Source organism: Oxalobacteraceae sp. CFBP 8761, assembly GCA_014841595.1.
Taxonomy (GTDB): Bacteria; Pseudomonadota; Gammaproteobacteria; order Burkholderiales; family Burkholderiaceae_D; genus Telluria.
In genome coordinates, this window is sequence record JACYUE010000001.1 from 2,495,442 (window position 1) to 2,519,409 (window position 23,968).

19 protein-coding genes and 2 tRNA genes are annotated in these 23,968 nt (G+C 64.0%); 6 read left to right on the forward strand and 15 right to left on the reverse strand.

Annotated features, from left to right (window positions below; all coding sequences use genetic code 11):
• Positions 1-65 precede the first annotated feature (65 nt).
• The 3 genes from IFU00_10840 to IFU00_10850 all read right to left on the reverse strand — a co-directional run bounded on the left by IFU00_10840 (position 66) and on the right by IFU00_10850 (position 3,744).
• Positions 66-1,520, reverse strand: coding sequence for an iron-containing redox enzyme family protein (locus IFU00_10840; GenBank protein MBD8542779.1), 1,455 nt, complete (start codon positions 1,518-1,520; stop codon positions 66-68).
• 132 nt (positions 1,521-1,652) lie between these two features.
• The gene (locus IFU00_10845; protein ID MBD8542780.1) at positions 1,653-2,279 is read right to left on the reverse strand and encodes an isochorismatase family protein; all 627 of its coding nucleotides are present in this window, start codon (positions 2,277-2,279) and stop codon (positions 1,653-1,655) included.
• Between the two features lie 97 nt (positions 2,280-2,376).
• On the reverse strand, positions 2,377-3,744 hold the full coding sequence (locus IFU00_10850; protein ID MBD8542781.1) for an amino acid permease: 1,368 nt from the start codon (positions 3,742-3,744) through the stop codon (positions 2,377-2,379).
• Between the two features lie 582 nt (positions 3,745-4,326).
• On the opposite strand from IFU00_10850, the gene IFU00_10855 reads away from it, so the two are divergent.
• Positions 4,327-6,204: a diguanylate cyclase gene (locus IFU00_10855; GenBank protein ID MBD8542782.1), complete on the forward strand. Its 1,878-nt coding sequence runs from the start codon at positions 4,327-4,329 to the stop codon at positions 6,202-6,204.
• A 2-nt stretch (positions 6,205-6,206) separates the two neighbouring features.
• Here the strand turns inward: IFU00_10855 and IFU00_10860 are convergent, their stop codons facing one another.
• From IFU00_10860 to IFU00_10885, 6 genes are all read right to left on the reverse strand, one after another.
• Positions 6,207-8,174, reverse strand: coding sequence for a response regulator (locus IFU00_10860; GenBank protein ID MBD8542783.1), 1,968 nt, complete (start codon positions 8,172-8,174; stop codon positions 6,207-6,209).
• A 278-nt stretch (positions 8,175-8,452) separates the two neighbouring features.
• Positions 8,453-8,527 (reverse strand) — tRNA-Val (locus IFU00_10865).
• A 131-nt stretch (positions 8,528-8,658) separates the two neighbouring features.
• Positions 8,659-8,733, reverse strand: a tRNA-Val gene (locus IFU00_10870).
• Between the two features lie 56 nt (positions 8,734-8,789).
• Entirely contained in the window at positions 8,790-9,491 is a 702-nt protein-coding gene (gene dnaQ, locus IFU00_10875) for a DNA polymerase III subunit epsilon (protein ID MBD8542784.1), read from the reverse strand.
• A gap of 72 nt (positions 9,492-9,563) precedes the next feature.
• Positions 9,564-10,040 (reverse strand): ribonuclease HI, encoded by a 477-nt coding sequence (gene rnhA, locus IFU00_10880; protein MBD8542785.1) that lies wholly within the window; start codon positions 10,038-10,040, stop codon positions 9,564-9,566.
• Positions 10,041-10,058: 18 nt separating this feature from the next.
• Positions 10,059-10,847: a class I SAM-dependent methyltransferase gene (locus tag IFU00_10885; GenBank protein MBD8542786.1), complete on the reverse strand. Its 789-nt coding sequence runs from the start codon at positions 10,845-10,847 to the stop codon at positions 10,059-10,061.
• 20 nt (positions 10,848-10,867) lie between these two features.
• Here IFU00_10885 and gloB point away from each other — a divergent pair, with 20 nt between their 5' ends.
• Entirely contained in the window at positions 10,868-11,674 is an 807-nt protein-coding gene (gloB, locus tag IFU00_10890; protein MBD8542787.1) for a hydroxyacylglutathione hydrolase, read from the forward strand.
• A gap of 7 nt (positions 11,675-11,681) precedes the next feature.
• Here the strand turns inward: gloB and IFU00_10895 are convergent, their stop codons facing one another.
• Positions 11,682-13,271, reverse strand: a complete 1,590-nt coding sequence (locus tag IFU00_10895; GenBank protein MBD8542788.1) for a malate synthase A — start codon at positions 13,269-13,271, stop codon at positions 11,682-11,684.
• Positions 13,272-13,443: 172 nt separating this feature from the next.
• Here IFU00_10895 and IFU00_10900 point away from each other — a divergent pair, with 172 nt between their 5' ends.
• On the forward strand, positions 13,444-14,349 hold the full coding sequence (locus IFU00_10900; GenBank protein MBD8542789.1) for a LysR family transcriptional regulator: 906 nt from the start codon (positions 13,444-13,446) through the stop codon (positions 14,347-14,349).
• Positions 14,350-14,448: 99 nt separating this feature from the next.
• Here IFU00_10900 and IFU00_10905 read toward each other — a convergent pair whose 3' ends face one another.
• From IFU00_10905 to upp, 3 genes are all read right to left on the reverse strand, one after another.
• A complete protein-coding gene (locus IFU00_10905) occupies positions 14,449-14,652 on the reverse strand; it encodes a cold-shock protein (GenBank protein MBD8542790.1) in 204 nt (67 codons plus the stop codon).
• Between the two features lie 319 nt (positions 14,653-14,971).
• Positions 14,972-15,343: an Hpt domain-containing protein gene (locus IFU00_10910; GenBank protein MBD8542791.1), complete on the reverse strand. Its 372-nt coding sequence runs from the start codon at positions 15,341-15,343 to the stop codon at positions 14,972-14,974.
• Between the two features lie 7 nt (positions 15,344-15,350).
• Positions 15,351-16,001: a uracil phosphoribosyltransferase gene (gene upp / locus IFU00_10915; protein ID MBD8542792.1), complete on the reverse strand. Its 651-nt coding sequence runs from the start codon at positions 15,999-16,001 to the stop codon at positions 15,351-15,353.
• 513 nt (positions 16,002-16,514) lie between these two features.
• On the opposite strand from upp, the gene IFU00_10920 reads away from it, so the two are divergent.
• Positions 16,515-18,251, forward strand: coding sequence for an EAL domain-containing protein (locus IFU00_10920; protein MBD8542793.1), 1,737 nt, complete (start codon positions 16,515-16,517; stop codon positions 18,249-18,251).
• A gap of 83 nt (positions 18,252-18,334) precedes the next feature.
• Complete coding sequence (locus IFU00_10925) at positions 18,335-19,741, forward strand: HDOD domain-containing protein (GenBank protein MBD8542794.1); 1,407 nt, start codon at positions 18,335-18,337, stop codon at positions 19,739-19,741.
• A gap of 24 nt (positions 19,742-19,765) precedes the next feature.
• On the opposite strand, the gene aroC is transcribed toward IFU00_10925, so the two are convergent.
• Positions 19,766-20,860, reverse strand: coding sequence for a chorismate synthase (gene aroC / locus IFU00_10930; GenBank protein ID MBD8542795.1), 1,095 nt, complete (start codon positions 20,858-20,860; stop codon positions 19,766-19,768).
• Positions 20,861-21,076: 216 nt separating this feature from the next.
• On the opposite strand from aroC, the gene IFU00_10935 reads away from it, so the two are divergent.
• The gene (locus tag IFU00_10935) at positions 21,077-23,374 is read left to right on the forward strand and encodes an EAL domain-containing protein (GenBank protein ID MBD8542796.1); all 2,298 of its coding nucleotides are present in this window, start codon (positions 21,077-21,079) and stop codon (positions 23,372-23,374) included.
• 12 nt (positions 23,375-23,386) lie between these two features.
• On the opposite strand, the gene IFU00_10940 is transcribed toward IFU00_10935, so the two are convergent.
• Positions 23,387-23,839 (reverse strand): CBS domain-containing protein, encoded by a 453-nt coding sequence (locus IFU00_10940; protein MBD8542797.1) that lies wholly within the window; start codon positions 23,837-23,839, stop codon positions 23,387-23,389.
• Positions 23,840-23,968: the final 129 nt, after the last annotated feature.

Below are 23,968 nucleotides of genomic sequence, written 5' to 3' on the forward strand. Positions count from 1 at the left end.
GATGAAGCGACGGCCGGCACACGCTCTCTACGTGTACCGGCCGCTTTGTGCACTATGCGGACGCCTCAGGCGTCGAACAGTTGCGTGTACATCCGGGTGGCCATCAGGCCCACCGTGGTGTGGTGCACTTCCGGCGACAGCAGGCGCGCCAGCAGCGCCATTGCTTCCTGCTTGCCGCTGCTCGAAGCAACCTGCTGCTCCAGCACACGCAGCTCGTTGCCGGTATCTTGCGCATCGGCGCCTGTGTGGCGGCGGATCAGGCCACGCACGGGGAATGCGGTTCCGCGCTCGGTGCCCAGGCCGTGCTGGTCGAGGGTACGCTGGCGCGCACGAGCAGTCAGCACGCGTGGTCCGGCCGCCTGCCCGCCGTCAGGGTGGCTCGTGATCCAGTCGCGCAGCACTTGCAGTTCGTAGGCATTGAACACACCGAACATCTCGGCGCGCTCGCCTTCCACCAGACGCCAGAAGCGGCTGTGCTCGACTTGCTCGCCGCGCTTGATCCAGCCAGCTTCTTCGAGCGCGGCCAGGAATGCCGGGATCTGCGCTGGTTCGGTCAACCAGTCATTGACCGAACGCCCGGCCACGCGGCAGTAATCCGAGTGCATGTTCTTGCCGACCACGCTCTTGGCCGCCATGATGTCGACCAGTTCTTCCTGCAGATCGAATTCGCCAATCACCGACGTCGTGCTCGCACCCAGGTCGTTAAGGCGGTAGCCGTTGACGACGCGTTGCCAGAACGCGTCACGGTCACCCACGCGCGGCATCAGGTCATGCACCGATTGCACGGCCTTGCGGGCATGGCCGCTGCCGGCGTTGTCGACCGTCACGTGCAGCGTGAAGTAATACGGGTCGATGCCCAGTTCGTTGAGCTCGTAGGACGTGATCAGCAGGTGCAACGGCAATTGTTCGTAACCGAGGTTGTAGCCGATGATCTCCGGCAGGTAATGTTCGGCGTTGTGACCCAACGCGAGTTGCAGTGCGCCCTGCAGGAAATGGCTGTCGCTCAAGCCTGCCCAGCTGTCGCAGCCGTGCGTGGCCAGCAGCTTGCGGTACAGCGTCACGTGGTTCTTGTCCGGCAAGCCATCACCCAGCTCTTCGAGATACGTCTTGATCAGCGGGTGGAAGGCAACGTCGTCCCACTGGCGCACCAGGCCATATAGCCAGGCGCCGTCGACCAGCTTGGTCGGGGCCACGCCCTTGATGAAGTACAGCGCATGGGCACGGGTGCTGAAATAGCGGCGGGGCGCGCCGTTCTTGCGCGCAGCCAGGTAGTCGCGGTATTCCTGCCCGACGATCTCGGCGCGCTCTTCGATCCACCCTTGCAGGTCATTCATGTTCGATGGCAGATCGACCGGCAGTTCGCGCGCGAGCGCGAGCTGGTCGTCGATGAACGACTTGGCGGCTTCAGGCTGCGCTGCCGGGTCGGCATACAGCGAGAAGTACAGATTCCTGGCACCCTGGCCGGTAGGCAGCGGGGCACTCTGGACGCCTGGCGCGTCGGCTAACAGCATTGGGCTCATGTCTCGATTCTTGAAATGCGTTCTATGGACGGTACCGCATTATCCGTGCTCAGGCATGTCGAGAGAATCGGTAGGCGTGCTGTCGGCCTGTAAGATAGGGATTACAAAAATATTATTGAGTGACGCAGGTCATTATGCGGCTGCACCCAGCGCCAGGGCTTCAACCTGATCTGTAACCAGGCCACCGCCTGACAGTTGTACCGGCATTGCCCCGGCATCGAGCATGCGTGTCAACGCGCGCTCGCCATCACCTGTGCTGACGTCCACGGCACGTATTGCTTCCGTTACGAGTAGCACCTCGAACCCTGCCGTCAGTCCATCGACGACCGTATTGAGCACGCAATAATCCGTTGCCAATCCGCACACAGTCAGACGCCGGATGCCGTGCTCACGCAGCGTCTCGGCCAGGCCGGTACCGTTGAAGGCCGAGTAGGCATCGACATCCACGGTGGTGGCTTTGGAAACGACCACGGCGTCATCGAGCTGCAGCGCCTCGGCAAAGCGTGCACCATCGCTGCCCGCAACACAGTGCACGGGCCACGGCCCGCCCTGCTCGGCAAACGAACAATGCAATGCAGGATGCCAGTCGCGCGACACGTACACCGGCAGCGCATGCGCGCGATACAGGTCGATCAGGCGATTGATCGGGGCCAGCACGGCGTCGCCTTGCGGGACGCCCAGGCTGCCGCCGGGAAGGAAGTCGACCTGCGGGTCGACGATCAGGAGGGCGTCGCCCCCACCCAGCACGATGGCACTCATGGTTGTTCCCTTTGCTGTTCGTTCACATGACGCCATGACAGCGTCGCCAACGAGAGCCTACCATGAAGCCCCCGCGCTGGCAGGGGCGCAAAACAGCTTACTGTGGCGTGTTATTCAGCAGCGAGTGCTTGCGTGCATAGCCAAAGTAGACGGCCGCGCCGATGGTCAGCCAGATCGCGAACGCGACCCAGGTATGCCAGCTCAGGAACGACATCAGGACCAGGCAGAAGATGATCGCCAGGATCGGGATCAGCGGCACGGCCGGGCAACGGAACGCACGTGGCAGGTCAGGACGCTTCTTGCGCAGCACGATCACGGCAATCGAGACCAGCGTGAAGGCGGCCAGCGTGCCGATATTGACCAGCTCGGCCAGCACCGTCAGCGGCACCACGGCAGCGATCAGACCAAAGATGATGCCCACCAGCCAGGTTGCAAAGAATGGCGTGCCGTATTTCGGGTGCACTTTCGACAGGCGCGCCGGCATCAGGCCGTCACGCGACATCGCGAACAGGATGCGGGTCTGGCCATATGCCATCACCAGCATCACGGTGCTCATGCCCAGGATCGCGGCCAGGTCGACGAAGCCGGCGACCCAGTCTTCACCGGCCACTTGCAGCGCCAGCGACACCGGATGGTCGACACCCTTGAAGTCCATGTGCGGCACGATACCGGTCATGATCGCAGCGACCACGACATACAGGATGGTGCAGATGATCAGCGAACCGATGATGCCGATCGGCAGGTCGCGCGCCGGATTCTTGACTTCCTCGGCCGCCGACGTAACGGCGTCGAAGCCGATGAAGGCGAAGAACACCAGTGCGGCAGCGCTCATCACGCCCGTCATGCCGTATGGCATGTACGGCTGCCAGTTCTCCGGCTTGACGTGGCCCACACCGACCGCGATGAACAGCAGCACGACGCTGATCTTGATGATCACCATCACGTTGTTCAGACGGGCCGACTCGCGCATGCCGAGCGACAGCAGGAACGTGATGGCCATCATGATCAGGAACGCCGGCAGGTTGAACAGGGTCTCGACGCCGGGCCGCGCGCCAGGCGCAGCGGTCAGCGCGTCAGGCAGTACGACGCCAAAGCCGGACAGCAGCGACTGGAAATACCCCGACCAGCCGACCGCAACGGTCGAGGTAGCCAGGCCGTATTCGAGCAGCAAGTCCCAGCCGATCATCCAGGCGACGAATTCGCCCAGCGTGGCGTAGCTGTAGGTATAGATGGAACCGGCGACCGGGACGGTCGAGGCGAATTCGGCGTAGCACAGCGCGGCGAAGCAGCATGCCATGGCCGCGATGACGAACGACAGCGACAGGCCGGGACCGGCCGTGACGGCGCCGGTGCCGGTCAGCACGAAGATACCGGTGCCGACGATGGCGCCGATGCCGAGCAGGATCAGGTCGGTCGGGCCGAGCACTTTCTTGAGGCCGCCCGGCTTGGCGCTTGCGGCGATCATCGCATCCAGATTCTTGGTTCTAAAAATACTCACTACGTGTTCTCCAATCAAATAATGGTGTGGTCCCGCGTCTTGTCATTCCTGCGCCTGCCTGATGGGCGGGCGCTTTCCCGGGATCCTGCCTGGTGGGCCGGCTTGCCTGACCTGAAACCGCCGCTGCTTGTACCTGTCATCTCCAGCTTTTTCGCAGGTGTGCCAATATAACCAGAATGTTGTCTCGAATCAAAGCAATCTGCTGAAACGGGTGCAATTTACGTGCCCGCTGGCAAATCCAACGGAGCGTTGCGTAAACAGCGCGCCCGCATCGAGCGTCCTTGATTTCCCAAGTGCAACATTCGATAATGGATGCTAGCCACCGCCCCAGCTCATATGGGCCGCCTCCCGCCGTTTGGACACCGCTGTTCCCCCGCCATGAATGTCACCCCAAGACACTTGATTACCGGACTGCCCGCGCACGCGTCGAGGCGGCCCGGACTGCGGCCTGGAATGCGCCGCGCAATGGTGGCCTGCGGCTTCACCCTGGTGCTTGGCGGCGCACTGGCAGCGCCGAACCCGGCGTCGCGCCTCGACGACATTGCCGTCATCGCGGAACAACATCATGCACAGGCCCGCACCCTGTTGGTGCAGGAAGGCCCGGCACTGATCGCCGGCGCGCCCTATGCAGTGCGGATCCGCTATCTGTTTCTGTTGCGCCGGGTGCAGGTCGATGGCGGCAATTACCGCGACGCGTACGAGACCAACGAACAGATCATCAAGCTGGCCACCACTGCGCACGATCCGCGCAACCTGGCACTGGCCAGCCTGGGCCGCGTGTATCGGCTGATTGAAAACAATGATCCCGCTGGCGCGCTGGGCTTGCTGGAAACGCTGGGCGCCCGCTACCGCGATCTCGACAGCCTGGAGTTCAAGGCCGGGTTCGATGCACTGCAGGGCGCCGCCTTCAGCGCCGTCGGCCAGTACGATCGCGCGCTGCAGCGCTTCCTGCCCGCGCTCGAACTGGTCAACAACCACCCCGATCTGTGGAGCCCGCGCAAAGCCGACATCCTGCTGGCCATGGCGCGCATGTACGTCAATGCGCGTGATCCCGTGCGCGCGCTCGAGACGCTGCGCGAAGTACGCGCCAGCAAGGCAAGCCTGCCGCCGCGACTGGATGCGGCGGCGTCGTTCCTTGAAGGCCGCGCGCTGATCACGCAAGGCCAGCCCGAAGCCGGCCTGGTCGCGCTCGAGCGGGCGCTCGGGCTTGCGCAAACGCATCAACTGCTGTCAGTCGAGGCCAATGTGCTGGGCAATATTGCCAACGCCTACCTCAAGCTGGGCCGCTACGGCCAGGCCGAAACAGCCGCGCGCGCCGCCTTGATCCCTGCCAGAGACAGCGAAGACAGAATCAGCCTGCAGATGGCAACCGCGAACCTCGGCTTTGCGCTGTTCGGCCAGCGGCGCTATCAGGAAGGCATGCGCCTCGTCGACGAGGTCAGCGCCGCCATGCGCCAGGCGGGTGCCCTGTCCACGCTGGGCCGCATCCTGGACGAGAAAAGCCAGGCGCTGGAGCGGGCCGGCCGTTTCAAGGAAGCCCTCGCCACGCTGCGGGAGCGCGAAAAGGTCGTGCAGCAACTGGCGCTGAATGACCGCAACAAGGCGATCTCGGCGTTGCAAGAGCAATTCAAGTCACGCGAACGCGTTGCCCAGATCGACAGCCTGCGCCTGGAAAACGCCGCGAAGGATGCTGAACTGCGTCACCGCACGGTGATCCAGACGGCCGCCTCGCTGGGCGCCGCGCTGGCTCTGCTGCTGTGCTCGGGCGTGCTATGGCTGTATCGCAAATCGGAACGCACGGGCCAGCGCCTGTCGGAATTGAACGCCGAGCTGGCCCACTATTCGGCGCATGACCCGCTCACGGGACTGCACAACCGGCGCTCGTTCCAAGACCGCATGCGCAGCCGCACCGGGGAAGCGGCGCCGCAACCGGATGCCGCGGACTGCTTCACGCTGCTCGATATCGATCATTTCAAACGCATCAACGACGATTACGGCCACGCCGCCGGCGACGCCGTGCTGGTCGAAGTGGGCAAGCGCCTGCGCGCCACGCTGCGCGAGTCGGACATGGTGTTGCGCTGGGGCGGCGAAGAATTCCTCGTGTATTCGCAGGGCGTCACGCCGGCGCAGCGGCCACTGCTGGTGCAGCGCATCCTCGACGCGCTCGCCAGCGCGCCGGTGCTGCTGGCCGACGGCACGCTGCTGGCCATCAGTGCCACGGCCGGCGCCGTTGCGCTGCCGTTTGCCGCGGGTGAGGACGACGCGCCCGCGCCATCGATGGATTGGCAGCAAGCCATCGCCCTGGCCGATCGCGCCATGTACAAGGGCAAGGAAGCAGGCCGCAACCGCGCGTATATCGTGGCCGGCCTGCGCCGCCCGGAAGGCGCCCTGCAGCTCGACCTGGTGTTGCCGGGTATGGCGGCCTGAGGCTAGACCGGCAGCGGCGCGCGGCGTGCGTTGACCGCCGCCACGGTCTGCAGCAGCGCCGCCGGCACCAGCGGCTTGGCCAGAAATTCATCGAACCCCGCCGCCAGCACTTTCTGTTCGTCTTCCTTGCGCGAAAACGCCGTCAGCGCGATCACTGGCACGCTGGCGACCAGGCGGTCCGGCAAGGCGCGCACCTTGCGGATGAACTCGAATCCATCGACGACCGGCATGCCGATGTCGCTGATGATCAGGTCGGGCCGGTGCTGCGCGATCAGGCGCAGCGCTTCCTGGGCACCGGTGGCGGTCAGTATCCTGGCCTGGCTGGGCGCCAGCACTGCCTGCACCAGTTCGAGCGAGTCGAGCGCATCGTCGATCACCAGCACCGTCAAGCCCTGTAGCGCCAGCGCCGTCAGCGGCAACCCTGGCACAGGCACCGCTGCGGCAGGCGCCGGGGCACAGCTGCTTGCGAACGGCATGCGCAGCGTGAAGGCCGCCCCCTGCCCTTCACCCGCGCTGGCCACGCTCAGCGCGCCACCCTGCAAGTCAATCAGCTGGCGCGCAATGGCCAGCCCCAGACCCAGCCCCCCATGACGCCGTGAAGACGATCCATCAGCTTGGCGGAACCGGTCGAACACGAATGGCAGGAACGCGGCCGGGATGCCGGCGCCGGTATCCTGCACCGTGATCTCACTGGCGTCTTCCAGGGTGCGCAGCGTCACGGTCACGACACCGCCCGGTTCACTGAACTTGATCGCATTGGACAGCAGGTTCACCATCACCTGCTGCATGCGGCCGCTGTCACCAAGGATGCGCCCTGCCCCGGCATCGAGATCGCTGATCAGCGTTACCTGGCGTGCCAGAGCCGCGGGCCGCGTCGTGTCGAGCGCGGTGTTGATGAAGTCGTGGGGTTGGAGCGGCACGTGATCGATGCGCACCTTGCCGGCCAGCAGGCGGCTCATGTCGAGCATGTCTTCGATGAGTTCGGACTGCGCACGTGCATTGCGTTCGATCGTGCACAGGCCGCGCTTGAGCGAAGCATCGTCGCGCCCGCCTTGCAGCAGCAATTGCGACCAGCCGAGCATGGCGTTGAGCGGTGTGCGCAACTCATGCGACAGGGTGGCCAGAAAATCATCCTTCATCTGACTGACGTTTTCCGCATCGAGTCGCGCCTGCTGCTCGATCAGGAACAGCTTCTGGCGCTCGGCCGCGGCCACGAGCGAGGCGGCGATGGTCTGGTTGCGCTCTTCGAGACGTGCATCGAAGATTGTCGCGAGCAGTGTGATACTCAGCAGCAGCACCGTCGTGATCGTCACCATCGCCGCCAGGTAATCCTGGTCGACGCCCACCAGTGCGGCGCCACAGACACTGCCGGGTGCGAAACGTGCGGCGGCCATGCCGGTGTAATGCATGCCGGCAATTGCGCCGCCCATGACGACGCTGGCCACCAGTTGCAGCGTGCGGCGCGAGCGAGCCCCCTCCTCCATGCGCATGCCGATCTGCAGCGCCAGCGCCGACGCGCCGATCGCGATGGCGACCGACAGCCCGAACAGCCATGGCGAGTAGGTGATTGCAGGATGCATCTGCATGCTGGCCATGCCGGCGTAGTGCATGGCGTTGATGGCAAGGCCCATCAGCAACGCACCGGCAGCAAGATGCCGCGGCCGAACCGTGCGGTGCCGCACTTGCCAGAGCGCGAGGCCGGACGCGACGACCGGCAACAGCCACGAGACGAAGGTCGTCGTCGTGTCGAAGCCGATCGGCAGCGGGAGGCGAAACGCCTGCATCCCGACAAAGTGCATCGCCCAGATGCCGCTGCCCATGGCCATGGCCCCGCCAGTAATCCAGACATACCGTGCGCGCCCCTGTGCCTGTCTGACGCGCATGACCAGACTCAGGGCGGTATACGACGCCAGTATGCCGACCAGGATCGAGACGACGACCAGCAAGGGTTGGTAATGCCCATTCACCATGAAAGCTTCGCTGCTTGAATGTTTCGGATGCCCGCACGTGCTCAGACACAGCGCATGTCGGGTAGTTGTACGACAAGTGTACAGGGCGAAACGACTTGCGCGATTGAATTCAGACCGTCCCGCGGCCTGTTTGACCGCGTTTTTTTGACAATAACTCATGTCAAAAATGTGCGTGACGGTAAGCGGGCCAGCTGATCGCTTTGCAGCGCAGATCGGAGCACAATGCAAAAAAGGCTTGCACGGTGAAGTGCAAGCCTTTTTTGGTCAACCATATTCGTTGGTGGGAAGTGCAAGTTTCGAACTTGCGACCCCTGCAGTGTGAATGCAGTGCTCTACCCCTGAGCTAACCTCCCAGCGAGGCCGTATTATGCCACAGCGGATAAATTATGCCAAATGGCAATCGACTGTGTGCATGCGGGCGGCGCACTGTATAACTGGCGCGGAAACGAACAAGGCCAGCATCTCTGCTGGCCTTGCAAATTCTTGGTGGGAAGTGCAAGTTTCGAACTTGCGACCCCTGCAGTGTGAATGCAGTGCTCTACCCCTGAGCTAACCTCCCGAAGCGAGGCATATTATGGCACAGAATTTTCTTGGCGTCACCCCTGCGCAGCACGATCAGGCCCCGTAAGTCCGCCAGACGCAGTTGCCCTTCACACTTTTATCCAGGCCAGCCAGCACCGTATCGTGCTCGGCCAGTTCATCGCTGCTGGCCGTCACGACGATGATCTCGCCCAGCGGGACGATCTCGAGCGCTTCACCGTCGTTGCTGGTTTCTTCTTCGACATCCATGGTCAGCGAATTCTGGCCGCGCGTCATCGCCAGATACACATCGGCCAGCAACTCCGAGTCGAGCAGAGCGCCGTGCAGCTTGCGGTGCGCATTCGAGATATCGTAGCGGTCGCACAACGCATCGAGCGAGTTGCGCTTGCCGGGGTGCAGCTCTTTCGCCTGCACCAGCGTGTCGATGACGCCGTCGCAATACTGGACGAACGGCGGCAGGCCCATGCGCGTGAATTCGGCGTTCAAAAAACCCAGGTCGAACGGCGCGTTATGAATGATGACCTGGGCGCCCTGGATGAAGTCACGCAGCTCGTGCGCAATCTCGTGGAACTTCGGTTTGTCGCTCAGGAACTCGGTGGTCAGGCCATGCACGGCCAGTGCGCCCTCGTCCGACTCGCGCTCGGGGTTGATGTAGCAGTGGTAGTTATTGCCGGTCAGCTTGCGGTTGAAAATTTCAACGCAGCCGACTTCGATGACGCGGTCGCCGGTGCGGGGATTCAGGCCTGTGGTTTCGGTATCGAGAACGATCTGACGCATGGTGCAATTCTTCAAAGTGGGTGCGGGCGCAGTATAACAACTGCGGCGGCGTGCTGCGCAGCGCCGGACTGATTACCGCCGTACCGATGCCGCGCCCTTGTTGGCCAGCACGTCGGCCCGCTCATTGCCAGGGTGGCCATTGTGGCCGCGCACCCAGCGCCATTCGACGGCGTGCTGCTGCTGGGCCAGGTCGAGGGCCTTCCACAGGTCTTCGTTTTTCACGGGCTCTTTCGCGGCCGTCTTCCAGCCACGCGCCTTCCAGCCGTGGATCCACTCGGAGATGCCTTTCTGGACGTACTGGCTGTCGGTGTGCAGAACGACTTCGCATGGCCGGTTCAGCACGCCCAGCGCCTCGATCACGGCGCGCAATTCCATGCGGTTGTTGGTGGTGTTCGGTTCGCCGCCAAAGATTTCTTTCTCGTGCCCGTTCGATACCAGGAGCGCGCCCCAGCCGCCCGTGCCCGGATTGCCCTTGCAGGCGCCGTCGCTGAAAATCTCGACCCGGGTCGGGTTAGTGTCGTTGTTCGTTTCGCTTTTTGCGTCGTGCATTGTTTCGCTCATGCCCTGCTATTCACTTTCAATTCGTTCGATCCGGTTTGCCGCCGGCACTGCCGCCGGTCGATTGCTGGTTTTTTTGTTCCATGCGGGGCCAATCAGATGCATCCCCTTGACGCGCTTGATCGCATGCACGACGTAGACGGCGCCAAGATACGGCCACCAGCGCCCGCCAGCCGATTCCATCATCGCAAAGCGGCTCAGCCAATGGGCGGTGCGGCATGGTGGTGCGTAACAGCCGAAGTGGCTGCGCGTCGCGCTCAGATTGAGCAATTTTAGCCAGTCTTTCAGGCGCGGCATAGAAATGAATTCGCCCGTGTCCGGCAAGTAGCCATTGCGGGTAACACGCCCGATGCCCTGGCGCATGCCCCACAGGCTGGCCGGATTGAAGCCGCAGATGATGACCTGCCCCTCGGGAATCAGGATGCGCTCGACTTCGCGTAACACCTGGTGCGGCTCTGCAGCGAACTCGAGGACGTGCGGCAGCACCACCAGATCGATGCTGCTTGACGCAAACGGCAGCTCGGCGAAGTCGGCTGCGGCAGCGATCTGGCGGCCGTTTGAGGCGAACGCAAGCTCGTCGGCATTCGACGTGCGCGTGGCCACCTGCCACCGGTTGGGCATGCGGCTGGCGGCCAGCGCATCGAGCTGCGGCACGCCGATCTGCAGCGCGTTGTAGCCGAAAATATCCGCCGTCAGTTCTTCGAGGCAGGCCTGCTCGAACGCGCGCACGTACGCGCCGGCTGGCGATTGGAGCCAGTTGTCGAGCGCTATAATGGATTTCTCGGCAGCGCTATCCATGCCACCTCTTGACCATACACATGACCATGACACCTCCACGGCAGCCGGCCCTGTCGGTACTGACAGTGCCGGCCTTCAAAGACAATTACCTCTGGCTGGTTCACGACGGCACGCATGCAGCCATCGTCGATCCGGGCGACGCAGCACCGGTGCGCGCGGCGCTGGCCGCGCACAACCTGCGCCTGACTGCCATTCTACTCACCCATCATCATGCTGACCATATCGGTGGCGTGCCCGCCCTGCTGGCCGAATGGGATGTGCCGGTCTTCGGCCCGAAGAACGACGGCATCGACCTCGTCACCGACCCGCTGGTGCAGGGCGATTGCATCACGGTGCCGGGCATTCGTCTAGCGCTCGACGTGCTGGATGTACCGGGCCATACGCTGGGGCACATTGCCTATGTGCGACGAGACGCGGACGCGCCGTGGCTGTTCTGCGGCGACACGTTGTTTGGCGCCGGCTGCGGACGCCTGTTCGAGGGCACGCCGGCGCAGATGGATGCGTCGCTGACGCAACTAGCGGCGCTGCCCGATGAGACGCTGGTGTATTGCGCGCATGAATACACGATGTCCAACCTGGCGTTTGCGCAGGCCGTGGATGGCGGCAACACGGCGCTTGCTGCGCGCGTGGAAGCTGACGGCGCCAGCCGCGCCGCCGGCCAGCCGACCATTCCCTCGACCATTGCGCTGGAAAAAGCCACCAACCCATTCCTGCGCACGACGAGCGCGCCGATCGTGCGCAGCCTGGTTGCCGCAGGGCGTGTGGCTGAAGGTGCAGCGCCGCTCGAGGTATTCACGGCGCTGCGGGCGTGGAAAAATACGTTCTGACGCGGCGTCAGATTTCTTCGTACAGCGGCAGCGTCAAAAATTCCGCGAACGCTTCCGCTGTCGACATCTGTTCAAAGATGGTGGCGGCGCGCTCGTAGCTTGCATGCGTCCCATCGGCTGCCACCAGCTTTACTTTTTCCAGTTCTTCCGGAATCATCGCGCGCACCATGTCGGCCGTGACCTTGCGGCCGTCTTCCAGCACGCCCTTGGCGGACCGGATCCACTGCCACACCTGCGAGCGGCTGATTTCTGCCGTCGCAGCGTCTTCCATCAGATTGTGGATCGGCACGCAGCCATTGCCGGCCAGCCAGGCGCCCAGGTAGTGGATGCCGACGTTGATGTTGTAGCGCAGGCCCGCTTCGGTGATCGGCGCTTCCGGCTTGAAGTCGAGCAATTGCTCAGCAGTCACGACAACATCGGGCCGCTGCTTGTCGAACTGGTTCGGCCGCTCGCCCAGCACCTTGGTGAATTCTTCCATCGCCAGGCCCACCAGCCCCGGATGCGCGACCCAGCCGCCGTCATAGCCATCGGTCGCATCGCGCGCCTTGTCGTTGCGCACGCCGCCCATCGCGACCTCGTTTTTCTCCGGGTCGTTCTTGATCGGAATCAGCGCGGCCATGCCGCCGATGGCCGGCGCGCCCCGTGCGTGGCAGGTCTTGAGCAGCAGCAGCGCGTAGGCGCGCATGAACGGCGCCGTCATCGTCACTTTGGCGCGGTCGGCCAGGCAGAAATCGCTGTCGCGCTTGAACTTCTTGATGCACGAGAAAATGTAATCCCAGCGGCCCGCGTTCAGGCCGGCGCTGTGCTCGCGCAGCTCGTACAGGATTTCGTCCATCTCGAACGCGGCCAGGATGGTTTCGATCAGCACCGTCGCCTTGATTGTCCCCTGCGGGATACCGAGCAGATCTTGCGTCATGACGAAGATGTCGTTCCACAGCCGCGCCTCCAGGTGCGATTCGAGCTTGGGCAGGTAGAAATACGGGCCGGCGCCCCGTGCCAGCAATTCTTTCGCGTTATGGACCATGTACAGCGCGAAATCGAAGATGCCGCCCGAGACGCGCTTGCCGTCGACCAGCACGTGTTTTTCATCGAGATGCCAGCCGCGCGGGCGCACCAGCAGCGTGGCGACCTTGTCATTGAGCCGGTACGACTTGCCGTTCTGTTCGAGCGAAATGGTCTTGCGGATCGCATCGAACAGATTGATCTGGCCGCTGATCTGGTTATCCCAGTTGGGCGTGTTCGAATCCTCGAAGTCGGTCATGTAGCTGTCGGCGCCCGAGTTCAGCGCGTTGATGACCATCTTGCGCTCCACCGGCCCCGTGATCTCGACCCGACGGCAATGCAGCGCAGCGGGAATCGGGGCGATGCGCCAGTCACCGTCGCGGATGGCAGCGGTCTCGGGCAGGAAATCCGGGCGCTCGCCGGCGTCCAGGCGCTCTGCCCGCTCGGCACGCGCGGCCAGCAAGGCCTGGCGCCGCGGCTCGAACGCGCGTGTGAGCGTGGCCACCAGCGCCAGCGCGTCCGGCGTCAGGATCTGCTCGTAGGCCGGCTGGATCGTGCCGGAAATTTCCATGCCTTGGGGGATGCTGAGGGACATATCGACTCCTGAAGATGAATGAAAATCACGTGCGACGCTGCACCGGGACTGGCCCCGCTTGGCGTTCCTGTTGGCATCCAGTATATTCACCCGCGTAACGCTAAACGAGACAAATACGCACTTCATCTGTGTGTTTTTGTATTAAATCAAACTACACAACTGGATCGCTGGCATGAGCAAGTTCACCCAGATGGCAACCTTTGTCGAGGTCGTGGCGCGCGGCAGCCTGTCGGGCGCGGCGCGCGCCGAGGGCATTGCACCGGCGATGATCGGGCGCCGGCTCGACGCGCTCGAGGCCCGGCTGGGCGTCAAACTGCTGCGCCGGACCACGCGCAAGCTCGTGCTGACCGACGAGGGCGTGGCGTTTCTGGAGGATTGCCAGCGCATCCTGGTCGAGGTCAACGAGGCGGAGTCGGCGATCTCGGAGCGCAGCGGCCGCGCGTCAGGCCACCTGACGGTCTCGGCCCCGGCCGGCTTCGGCCGCCAGCACGTGGCACCCCTGCTGCCGTCGTTCCTGGCCGAGCACCGCGACGTCACGGTCAACCTGAACCTGAATGACCGCGTCATCGACCTGATCGGCGACGGCGTCGACGTGGCCATCCGGATCGCCCGCCTGGGCGACTCGAACCTGGTGGGCGTGAAACTGGCCGACAACGGCCGCGTGCTGGTTGCCGCTCCCGCCTACCTGAAGCGTCATGGCACGCCGCGCACACCGGGCGACCTGGCGCGCCATAACTGCCTGGCAATCAGCAGCGAAGGCAGCCAGCCCGGCTGGACTTTTCTCGAGAACGGCAAACCCGTCACGCACAAAGTCAGCGGGAATATGGTGTGCAACGACGGCGCCGTACTGCACGCCTGGGCGCTGGCCGGCAAGGGCCTGGCGTGGCGCTCGATGTGGGAAGTGGGTGAACAGATCGCCAGCGGCGAACTGTGCACTGTGCTGGACGCCTTCGCAGCGCCCGGCAATGACATCCACGCCGTGTTCGCGCAGCGCCGCCACTTGCCGCTGCGTATCCGCGCCTTCGTCGATTTCCTGCGCCGCAGTTACGCGGCGCCCGACTACTGGCGCCAACGCTGACGCCTCACCCTGCGCGAGGAAGGGTAACAACAAAAGGTACGGACGAAAAAAATCCCCGGCAGTTCCGGGGATTTTGGTCTCGCAACGCCTGTTAGGCGATTACAGAGGCTGGATGTTCGAGGCTTGCTTGCCCTTAGGGCCGGTGGTCACGTCGAACGAGACGCGCTGGTTTTCCTGCAGCGACTTGAAGCCGTTGCTCTGGATAGCCGAGAAGTGCGCGAACAGATCTTCGCCGCCTTCATCAGGGGTGATGAAGCCGAAGCCCTTCGAGTCATTGAACCATTTAACGATGCCAGTTGCCATTACAATTTCCTATTTCGGTTAGTTGGGCTTGCGCCCGTTTTAGATCGTTTGAAGAAGCAAGAAAGAAATGACAGACAGACTGCACTACTACCTCGAACCCAACGATCCCACATTATACCGAATATTTCTCGCGCATGCCCTATTCGTTGAATAAAAATACGTAAGTAGCCCCACGATTCCTAATGTCAATAAATTTGACAACACGATTTTTTAATTCGGTATGCAGCAAAGAATAGAGGCAAGGACGTTTGATTTGTTTGCGCTTAATCAAATTCCGGTCTGCTCGACAATTGCGCGCGCGACTTGCGCTCCCCGTGTTTCAGGTCAGCGCCTTGGGGTCGCGCAGGGCGGCGGCTATATAGTCGTCGAGCTCGGCGCGCCAGGCTTGCCATTCGCCCGCAGCGACGGCATCGAATGCACGCAGCACGCGCAGGCGCTGTTCGAGCAGGCGCGCGTGGTGGCCCAGGCCGCGAAAACCGAAGGTCGCCGCCGAACCGGCCAGCGTATGGAGCATCGCCTGCAGCTCGCCCGCCGGCCCGGCGGGGTCGAACCCGGGTGCGCCGGCCGGTGCAAGCTCTTGCGACAACTGCGCCAGGCGCCCGAACGTGGATGGCAGGCGCGCCGCGAACTTGTCGTTCAGTTCGGCCAGGCGGGCGAAGAATTGCTGGTCAGCCGGCTGCGTCATGGTCATGCCGGCCTTACTTGGTGCCAAAGATACGGTCACCCGCATCGCCCAGGCCCGGGATGATGTAGGCGTGTTCGTTCAGGTGCGAATCCAGCGAAGCGACGTAGATCTTGACGTCCGGATGCGCGTCCTGCACCACCTGGATCCCTTCGGGCGCGGCGACCAGCGCCAGGAACAGGATCTGCTCGTCCGGCACGCCGCGCTTTTTCAGCACGTCGATCGCGTGCACCGCCGAGTTGCCGGTAGCAATCATCGGATCGCACAGGATGAACGTGCGATCGGTCGTGTCCGGCAAGCGGACCATGTACTCGACCGGCTCATGCGTATCGGGATCGCGGAATACCCCGATGTGGCCGACGCGCGCCGACGGCACCAGTTCGAGCAGGCCGTCGCTCATGCCGATGCCGGCGCGCAGGATCGGCACCACCGCCAGCTTCTTGCCGGCGATGACCGGCGCATCGATCGTCACCAGCGGCGTGCGGATCTGGCGCGTCGTCAGTGGCAGGTCGCGCGTGATCTCGTAGCCCATCAGCAGCGTGATTTCGCGCAGCAGTTCGCGGAACGTGCGCGTCGACGTGTCGTGCTCGCGCATGTGCGACAGCTTGTGCAGGATCAGCGGGTGATTCAGGATGAAAAGGTTCGGAAAGCGCGGATCTTGGTTCATGGCGGGGCTCGACACGGTCGATGAAGCTTGTAAGCCAGCATTATCACAGGCACAACGTGGTTTGTCCCGGCCCTGGCCGAAATAATTCTTGGTCGACGCTGCCAACGCGCAGTCGCTGACGCTCTGCAGCGGCCAGCCTGCCCGCGGTCGCGCCTCCCTCCCCGGCGCACCGAATCACGCAAGCGCCCTGCTCCAACGCATGAATGTGTCACGATGACACAAATCTGGTTGCATTAAGGCACTAAATCGAGCGATAGATATTTTCTACTCAGCAATAATCGGCGACAATACACAGGTGGCAGGCCAGCGTGTGACGACGTTGGCAGTTGCGCGCCTCAACGTCCGGATGCGCGCACGCGCAGACGTGGAAGCGAACGCATCGTACGTTGCTCATTCTGATGCAGTACGGAATTTTTCAGTGATAGACTCGTTCCTGGTTTGTTGCCCGGCACGGATAACAAGATGATATCGGCATGGCTTGACCATGCCGCGACACGAGAGCCCTGACCGACCATGCTGACCCCACCCTCCGCAGCTTCCCATCCGCCGACGGCGCACCTGCCGCCGGCGACGCTGCTCGACGGTCTGCTGGAAAGTGCGGGCGACGCCGTGTTCCGGGTCGCGCCCTGCGGAACGATCCGCGCAGCAGGCACCCGCGCCCAGCGCCTGCACGGGTATGCGTCCGGCTGTTCGCTGGTGGCGCTCGTGCACGACGTCGACCAGGCCGCCTTGCGCCACGCACTGGACGGCGCCGCGACAGCGCACGAAGCAGCGCTGGTCGAGGCGCGCTTTCGCAGCGGCGAGCGTGACATCTGGTTCGAACTGCGCATTGCCCAACTGACGACGGGCGACGATGCGCAAATCCTCGTGATCGGGCGCGACATGTCGGCGCAGCACGCGACCGAGGAGCGGCTGCGTCACATGGCGACCCACGACGCGCTGACCGAATTGCCGAACCGCCTGCTGCTGGCCGACCGCATCCGCGTGGTGATTTCAAATGCGCGCCGGTCGGGCCAGGGTTTCTCGGTCGTCGCGATCGGCATGGACGGGTTCAAGAAAGTCAACGATGGCCTGGGCCACCCGCTGGGCGACGCCGTACTGCAGATGGCTGCCACGCGCCTGCGCCGGGTCTTGCGCGACAGCGATACGCTGGCGCGCGTCGGTGGCGATGAATTCGTCGCCGTGCTGCCCGGCACCTTCACCGATGCCCAGATCAAGCTCGTCACGGGGCGCCTGATGGCCACCTTGCAGTCGCCGTTCGAGACGGATTGCCACACGATCTACCTGGGGGCCTCGATTGGGGTGACGGTGTACCCGGACCACGCCGAAGACGAAGTGCGCCTGGTCACGCTGGCCGACGCCGCGCTGTCGCGCGCGAAGGAAACCGGCAAGGGCCGCACGGTCGTCTACAGCCCGCGCGACCAGGGCCCGCCCGAGCACGACATCTCGCTCGAGGCGGCCATGTTCAAGGCCGTGCGCGAAGGCGAGTTCCTGCTCTACTACCAGCCAATCGTCGACGCCCGCACGAAAGTGATCGAAGGCTTCGAGACACTGATGCGCTGGAAGCACCCGACGCTCGGCATGGTGCCGCCGGTGCGCTTCATCCCGATCGCCGAAAACAACGGCCTGATCAACCTGCTGGGCGCCTGGGCGCTGAAGGCGGCGTGCATGCAGATCCGCCAGTTCCAGGAAGTGGCGGGCCGCGAGCTGTACATCTCGGTCAACATCAGCCCGCGCCAGTTCCGCAGCGACCGCTTCCTGTCGGTGCTCGACGACGCGCTGGCGATGTCCGGCGCCCAGGGCCACCAGCTGGTGCTCGAAATCACCGAAGGCACGCTGATGGTCGACCCGGTCCACGCCGAAGCGGTCATGGAAAAAATGGTCGAGCGCAACGTCCGCATTGCCATCGACGATTTCGGCACCGGCTACTCGTCGCTGGCGTACCTGAAGCGCTTCCCGATTTCGGTGCTCAAGATCGACCGTGCATTCGTCAAGGACCTGCCCGGCTCGCACAAGGACGCGGCCATCTGCAAAGTCGTGCTCGACCTGGCCCGCCACCTGAGCCTGGCCGTCGTGGCCGAAGGCGTCGAGACCGAAGACCAGCTGTCCTGGCTGGACGAACAGGGTTGCCACTATGTCCAGGGTTACCTGACGGGCAAGCCGATGCCGGCCAACGTGGCCGTGACGGCCCTCAAGGAAAACCTCTATACCGCTCTACTGCCGGCCGACACCCGGACAGGGAAACCATGACCACACCAATCACCACCGCGCGCTCGGCGAAAGCGCAAGCCACTCTCGCCCTGCTGTGGGAACGCATCCGCCGCCAGGGCGACATGCCCGGCTTCACCAAGGCCATCAATGCCATCCTGGCGTCGATGCGCGGCGAGGACGAACGCGATTTCTCGATGACGCAGACCGTGTTGTCCGACCCCGTGCTGACCCAGAAGGTCCTGCGCCTGGCCAACAGCAGCATGTACGCGGCGTTCGGCCAGCACGTCAACACGATTTCCAAGGCCGTGCTGGTACTCGGCACCGAAAGCATCGGCCATCTGGCGCTGGGACTGAAACTGATCGAAGAGCTCGGCCGTAGCACGCCGGACACCGAGATCGCGCACATCGAGATGGAAAAAGCCGTGCTGGCCGGGATGGTGGCGCAGCAACTGGCCAGCGGCGCGCAGGTGCGCAATCCCGAAGAAGCAGTGGTCTGCTCGATCCTGCACTCGCTGGGCCGCATGATGGTCACGTTCTACATGCCCGAGCGCTGGACCCTGATCCAGGCCGGCGCGGCCGGCGGCGACGACACGGCAGCGGCCTGTGACGTGCTTGGTCTGCACCTCGAAGAGCTCGGCCGCGCCACCGCCGCCCATTGGGGCCTGCCCGGCAACCTGGTGGCCGGCATGCGCCGCGTCGAACCGGGCGAACGGGGTGAACGCTTTGAGCACGATGACTGGCTGGCCGCGCTGGGCACGATGTCGACGCGCGCCGCCGATGCACTATGGGCGGACGACGACGCCGGCGCCGACAAGGTGGCCGAACTGGCCGAGCAGTTCGCACCGATGCTGGGCATCTCGCCGGCCGGCATCCTGGCATCGATCGACAAGGCCCGGATCGAAGCGGCGGCCGATCTGTCGATCGCGCCGCTGGCCCGGCCGGCAGAGAAACGCGCGCGCCTGGCCGCAGCCAGGCGCGACCGCATTGCCGGCAACCAGATCCTGATGGGTGGCGTGGCCGACATGCGCGACGCGGGCCTGAACGCGACCGCCGGCCAGATGATGTCGCTGGCGCTGGAAACGATGCACGAGGGGCTGTCATTCTCGCGCTCGTTTGCGTTCGTGCGCAACCGGCGCGAAGGACGCTACACGGCGCGCCTGGCGCTCGGCGAAACCGCCAAGGCCCTGCAGCCGGATCTGACCTTCGACGACACCTACGAGGCGAACGTGTTCCACGCCGCGCTGGCAAGCGACCGCGTGATCTTCATCGAGAATGCGCACGACACCAAGTTCGCGGCCAAGCTGCCGGGTTGGTGGAAAGACACGCTGTCGGAGGCGCGCTGCTTCATCGTGATTCCGCTGTGCGCGCACGGCCAGCCCGCCGGCTTCATTTATGGCGACTGGGACGACACCTATCCGCAGGTGATCCTGAGCCAGACAGAATTTGCGCTGCTCAACGACTTGCGCACGCTGGTCGTGCGCACGGTCGAGCGCCGCCATCAGATGGACGTGATCGCGACCCGCGCCTGAGCGCGCCGCCGCAGTCCACGACGGTTACGTCAAGCGGGGCGTGGCGACCTTCACATCGCCGCACTGCGCGCGGTGCATCAAGGCGTGATCGATCAGCACCAGCGCCAGCATCGCTTCGGCAATGGGTGTGGCGCGGATGCCCACGCACGGGTCGTGGCGACCGAACGTTTCCACCAGCGCCGGATTGCCTTCCTTGTCGATCGAGCGGCGTGGCACGCGGATCGACGAGGTCGGCTTGATCGCGAGCGACACCGTGATGTCCTGCCCCGTCGAGATCCCGCCCAGCACCCCACCGGCATGGTTGCCGACAAACCCTTCTTGCGTCAGTTCGTCGCCGTGCTCGGAACCGCGCTGCGCCACCGAGGCAAACCCGGCGCCGATTTCGACGCCCTTGACGGCATTGATGCCCATCATCGCGTAGGCAATGTCGGCGTCGAGCTTGTCGTAGATCGGCTGGCCCCAGCCCACCGGCACGCCCCGCGCGACGACGTCGATGCGCGCACCGATCGAATCGCCATCGCGGCGCAGCTGGTCCATGGCATCTTCCATGCGCGTCAGCAGGGCGGCGTCGCCCGTCGCAGCGAAGAACGGATTGGCGTGCACGTGCTCCCAGCCGTCGAACGGTACGTCGATGTCGCCCAGCGCGCGCATGCAGCCCATGAATTCGGTCCCATACTGCTCGCGCAGCCACTTTCTGGCGACGGCGCCGGCGCCCACCACCGGCGCCGTCAGGCGCGCCGATGAACGCCCGCCGCCGCGCGGATCGCGCACGCCGTACTTGTGCCAGTACGTGTAGTCGGCATGGCCGGGACGGAAGCTCTCGGCGATATTGCCGTAATCCTTGCTGCGCTGGTCTTCGTTGCGGATCAGCAGCGCGATCGGGGTGCCCGTCGTGACGCCCTGGTAGACGCCGGACAGGATCTCGACGCGGTCAGGCTCCTGGCGCTGCGTGACGTGACGCGACGTGCCCGGCTTGCGGCGGTCGAGGTCGGCCTGGATATCGGCTTCGGTCAGTGCCATGCCGGGTGGGCAGCCATCGATGACGCAACCGATCGCGGGACCGTGCGACTCGCCGAAAGTGGTAACGGAAAACAGCTTGCCAAATGTATTGCCGGACATGGATATGAGGGTGTGCGATTTGATCGAAAGAGCATTTTAACAGGCGATCCGGCAAGCAGAAACCGACAATCTGCAATCCACTCTCGCCAAAATGTTTCTATCAGGATATATTTACCAAAATATATTCTCTGTTGAGCAACTGCTGGTTTCCTTTCCTATTTACAAATGCCTATATACTTCACGTATACATGCCAAGCCTCCCTGGAGACGTAGCACATGCCAGCTTCGACGCCGCCCTCCGATCCAACGCAGGATGACCCCGTGACAGATGACCTCGTTTTTGCCGACGAAGTCGATGCCGTCGACGACAGCAGACGGCTACCGTGGCGCATCCTGGTCGTCGACGATGACGCCGATGTCCATTCGACGACCACCTTTGCGCTGGACAACGTCGTCATGCAAGGCCGTCCGCTGGCGTTCCTGCACGCCTACTCGGCCGCGCAAGCGTTCGCGCTGCTGAGCCGGGAAAGCGATATCGCCGTCATTCTGCTGGACGTCGTGATGGAGCGCGCCGACGCCGGCCTGCAACTGGTGCGCCGCATCCGCGACGAACTGGGCTTGCGCGACGTGCGCATCATTCTGCGCACCGGCCAGCCCGGTTACGCGCCCGAGATGGAGGCGATCCGCGGCTACGACATCAACGATTACCGCACCAAGTCGGAACTGACCCGCACCAAGCTCTACACCGCTGTAGCCGCCGCCATCCGCTCGTACGAGCAACTCTGCGCACTCGACGCGAACCGGGTCGGCATGGAGCGCATCGTCGCCGCCTGCGCGCAACTGATGGCGCTGCACGGCGTGCGCGACGTGGCGTATGGCATCCTGGCCCAGGCTGCCGGCCTGGTCGGGCAGCCAGTCGATGGCATATTGTGCACGCGGGAGTTTGGCGATGGCACCGGAACCGGCGCCTTCGGACCGCTGTTCGTGGTCGCCGCCAGCGGCGACAGCCGCGATCTCGAAGGCTGCGAACTCGGCGCGCAGTACGACGATCCGTATGTCACCCGGCTCGCGCTGGCCGCCGAACGCACGCTGGCGCAGCGCGGGTGCACGACCGACGACGGCATGCTGACCTTGTTCTTCCCTGGCAAGGCCGGGCGCGATTTCGTGGCTTGCCTGCCGCTCGAACGCGCGATCAGCGACGTCGAGACGCGCCTGCTACAGGTCTTTTGCGGCATGGTGGCCGTCAGCCTGGACAATTGCGAACTGGTGACCGACCTGAACAAGTCGGCGTTCCACGATCCGCTCACCGGCCTGCCGAACCGCACGCGGATGATCGAACTGATCGATGCCACGCTCGCTGCCGGGGCCGACAACGACGCCGTGCTGGCACTGGTCGACATCGACCACTTCGCCGAAACCAACGACGCGCTCGGGCACCGCTTCGGCGACCTGCTGCTGGCCGCCGTCGCCCGGCGCCTGTGCACGTGCCTGGCGCCGGGCCTCGCACCTTCGCTGCATATCGGGCGCATCGGCGGCGACATTTTCAGCGTGCTGGGCAGTGCCGAGGTGGTCCAGCCAGCCGCGCTGCAGACGCTGTTTCTGCACGCGTTCCACATCGACGGTCAGGACGTGCAGGTATCGTCGACGCTGGGCCTCGTCCGCCTGCGCGAACACGACGGCAGCGGCGCCGATGCACTCAAGGATGGCGACATCGCGCTCAAGCGCGCCAAGCTGCAGCAGCGCACCGGCCACTGTTATTTTTCGCGCAGCATGGGCGTTGAAATTCGCGAGCGGGTGCGCATGATGCATGCGCTGCGCAGCGGCTTCCAGCGCGGCGAACTGTTCCTCGATTACCAGCCGCAGATCGATCTGGCCAGTAACCGCGCTGTTGGCGCCGAGGCGTTGCTGCGCTGGCGCCAGCCAGACGGCCGGTTGGTCTCGCCCGACCGCTTCATCCCGATTGCCGAATATTCCGGCCTGATCGTCGAGATCGGCGAATGGGTGCTGCGCCAGGCCTGCACCGAACTGCTGCGCCTGCGCTCTGCCGGCCACACGACATTCACGATGTCAGTCAATGTCTCTCAGGTACAGTTACGGCATCCACACTTTCTCGACATGCTGCGCCGCGCGCTCGACGATACGGGCGCACCGCCTGACTTCATTGAGCTGGAAATCACGGAATCGATGGCGATGGAAGAGCCCGCTGCGCTCGTCGAAAAGCTGGCGCACGTCAAGCGCACCGGCGTGTCGATCGCGATCGACGATTTCGGCACCGGGTTTTCATCGCTGTCGCACCTGCAGCGGCTGCAGGTGGACCGGCTCAAGATCGACCGCACGTTCGTTACCGAGATTACCGGCTCGGCGCGCGGCAGCAGCATCGCGCAGATGGTGGTGCAGCTGGGCCGCAACCTGGGCCTGTCGGTGATTGCAGAAGGGGTGGAGGACGAGCGCCAGGCGCAGATCCTGCGCGAGCTCGGTTGTCCGCTGGCCCAGGGCTTTCTGTATTCGCGGCCGTTGTCGCCGGAGGCGCTGCTGGCCTGGCTGGCCGATGAGTCGGTCACGCACGCGGCGTGACCGTTGGCGCGGTCAGTCCGGAGCGTTCTGCTCGGCTGGCCAGTCGCGGATATAGGCCTTGAGCATGCGGTTCTCAAAACTTTGCGCTTCCAGCACCGCGCGCGCCACGTCGTAGAACGAGATCACGCCCAGCAACGTGCGCGCGTCCATCACCGGCAGGTAGCGCGCATGCTTTTCGAGCATGATGCGGCGCACCTCGTTGACCTCGGTATCCGGCGTGACGGTGATCGGGCTGTCGTCCATGTGACGGCGCACCGTGCCGGCGCCCACCGCGCCGCCATTGGCGTGCAGCGTCTTGAGCACTTCGCGGAACGTCAGCATGCCCACCAGGTCGCCGTATTCCATCACGACGAGCGAGCCGATATCGTTCTCGGACATCGTGGTTACGGCCTCGACCAGGGGCTGGTCGGGCGTCACGGTGTACAGGATATTGCCCTTCACTTGCAGGATTTCCGAAACTTTCATGCTGGCCACCCCCGCGCGGTCAATACTGCTGTTGGATAAATTTGTATAAGGCATAACGCCGACTGTAGCCTATGCCCGGTAAAAAATCCAGCATTGCGCCACCTCATGGTGCGAACGCGGCGGCAGAAT

Coding starts and splice junctions, on each gene's coding strand:
- IFU00_10840 (MBD8542779.1), bottom strand. CDS start 1,520: ATGAGCCCAATGCTGTTAGCCGACGCGCCAGGCGTCCAGAGTGCCCCG.
- rnhA (MBD8542785.1), bottom strand. CDS start 10,040: ATGCACGACGCAAAAAGCGAAACGAACAACGACACTAACCCGACCCGG.
- aroC (MBD8542795.1), bottom strand. CDS start 20,860: ATGTCCGGCAATACATTTGGCAAGCTGTTTTCCGTTACCACTTTCGGC.
- IFU00_10905 (MBD8542790.1), bottom strand. CDS start 14,652: ATGGCAACTGGCATCGTTAAATGGTTCAATGACTCGAAGGGCTTCGGC.
- upp (MBD8542792.1), bottom strand. CDS start 16,001: ATGAACCAAGATCCGCGCTTTCCGAACCTTTTCATCCTGAATCACCCG.
- IFU00_10935 (MBD8542796.1), top strand. CDS start 21,077: ATGCCAGCTTCGACGCCGCCCTCCGATCCAACGCAGGATGACCCCGTG.
- IFU00_10885 (MBD8542786.1), bottom strand. CDS start 10,847: ATGGATAGCGCTGCCGAGAAATCCATTATAGCGCTCGACAACTGGCTC.
- IFU00_10940 (MBD8542797.1), bottom strand. CDS start 23,839: ATGAAAGTTTCGGAAATCCTGCAAGTGAAGGGCAATATCCTGTACACC.
- dnaQ (MBD8542784.1), bottom strand. CDS start 9,491: ATGCGTCAGATCGTTCTCGATACCGAAACCACAGGCCTGAATCCCCGC.
- IFU00_10895 (MBD8542788.1), bottom strand. CDS start 13,271: ATGTCCCTCAGCATCCCCCAAGGCATGGAAATTTCCGGCACGATCCAG.
- IFU00_10900 (MBD8542789.1), top strand. CDS start 13,444: ATGAGCAAGTTCACCCAGATGGCAACCTTTGTCGAGGTCGTGGCGCGC.
- gloB (MBD8542787.1), top strand. CDS start 10,868: ATGACCATGACACCTCCACGGCAGCCGGCCCTGTCGGTACTGACAGTG.
- IFU00_10920 (MBD8542793.1), top strand. CDS start 16,515: ATGCTGACCCCACCCTCCGCAGCTTCCCATCCGCCGACGGCGCACCTG.
- IFU00_10850 (MBD8542781.1), bottom strand. CDS start 3,744: ATGATCGCCGCAAGCGCCAAGCCGGGCGGCCTCAAGAAAGTGCTCGGC.
- IFU00_10925 (MBD8542794.1), top strand. CDS start 18,335: ATGCCCGGCTTCACCAAGGCCATCAATGCCATCCTGGCGTCGATGCGC.
- IFU00_10910 (MBD8542791.1), bottom strand. CDS start 15,343: ATGACCATGACGCAGCCGGCTGACCAGCAATTCTTCGCCCGCCTGGCC.
- IFU00_10860 (MBD8542783.1), bottom strand. CDS start 8,174: ATGGTGAATGGGCATTACCAACCCTTGCTGGTCGTCGTCTCGATCCTG.
- IFU00_10845 (MBD8542780.1), bottom strand. CDS start 2,279: ATGAGTGCCATCGTGCTGGGTGGGGGCGACGCCCTCCTGATCGTCGAC.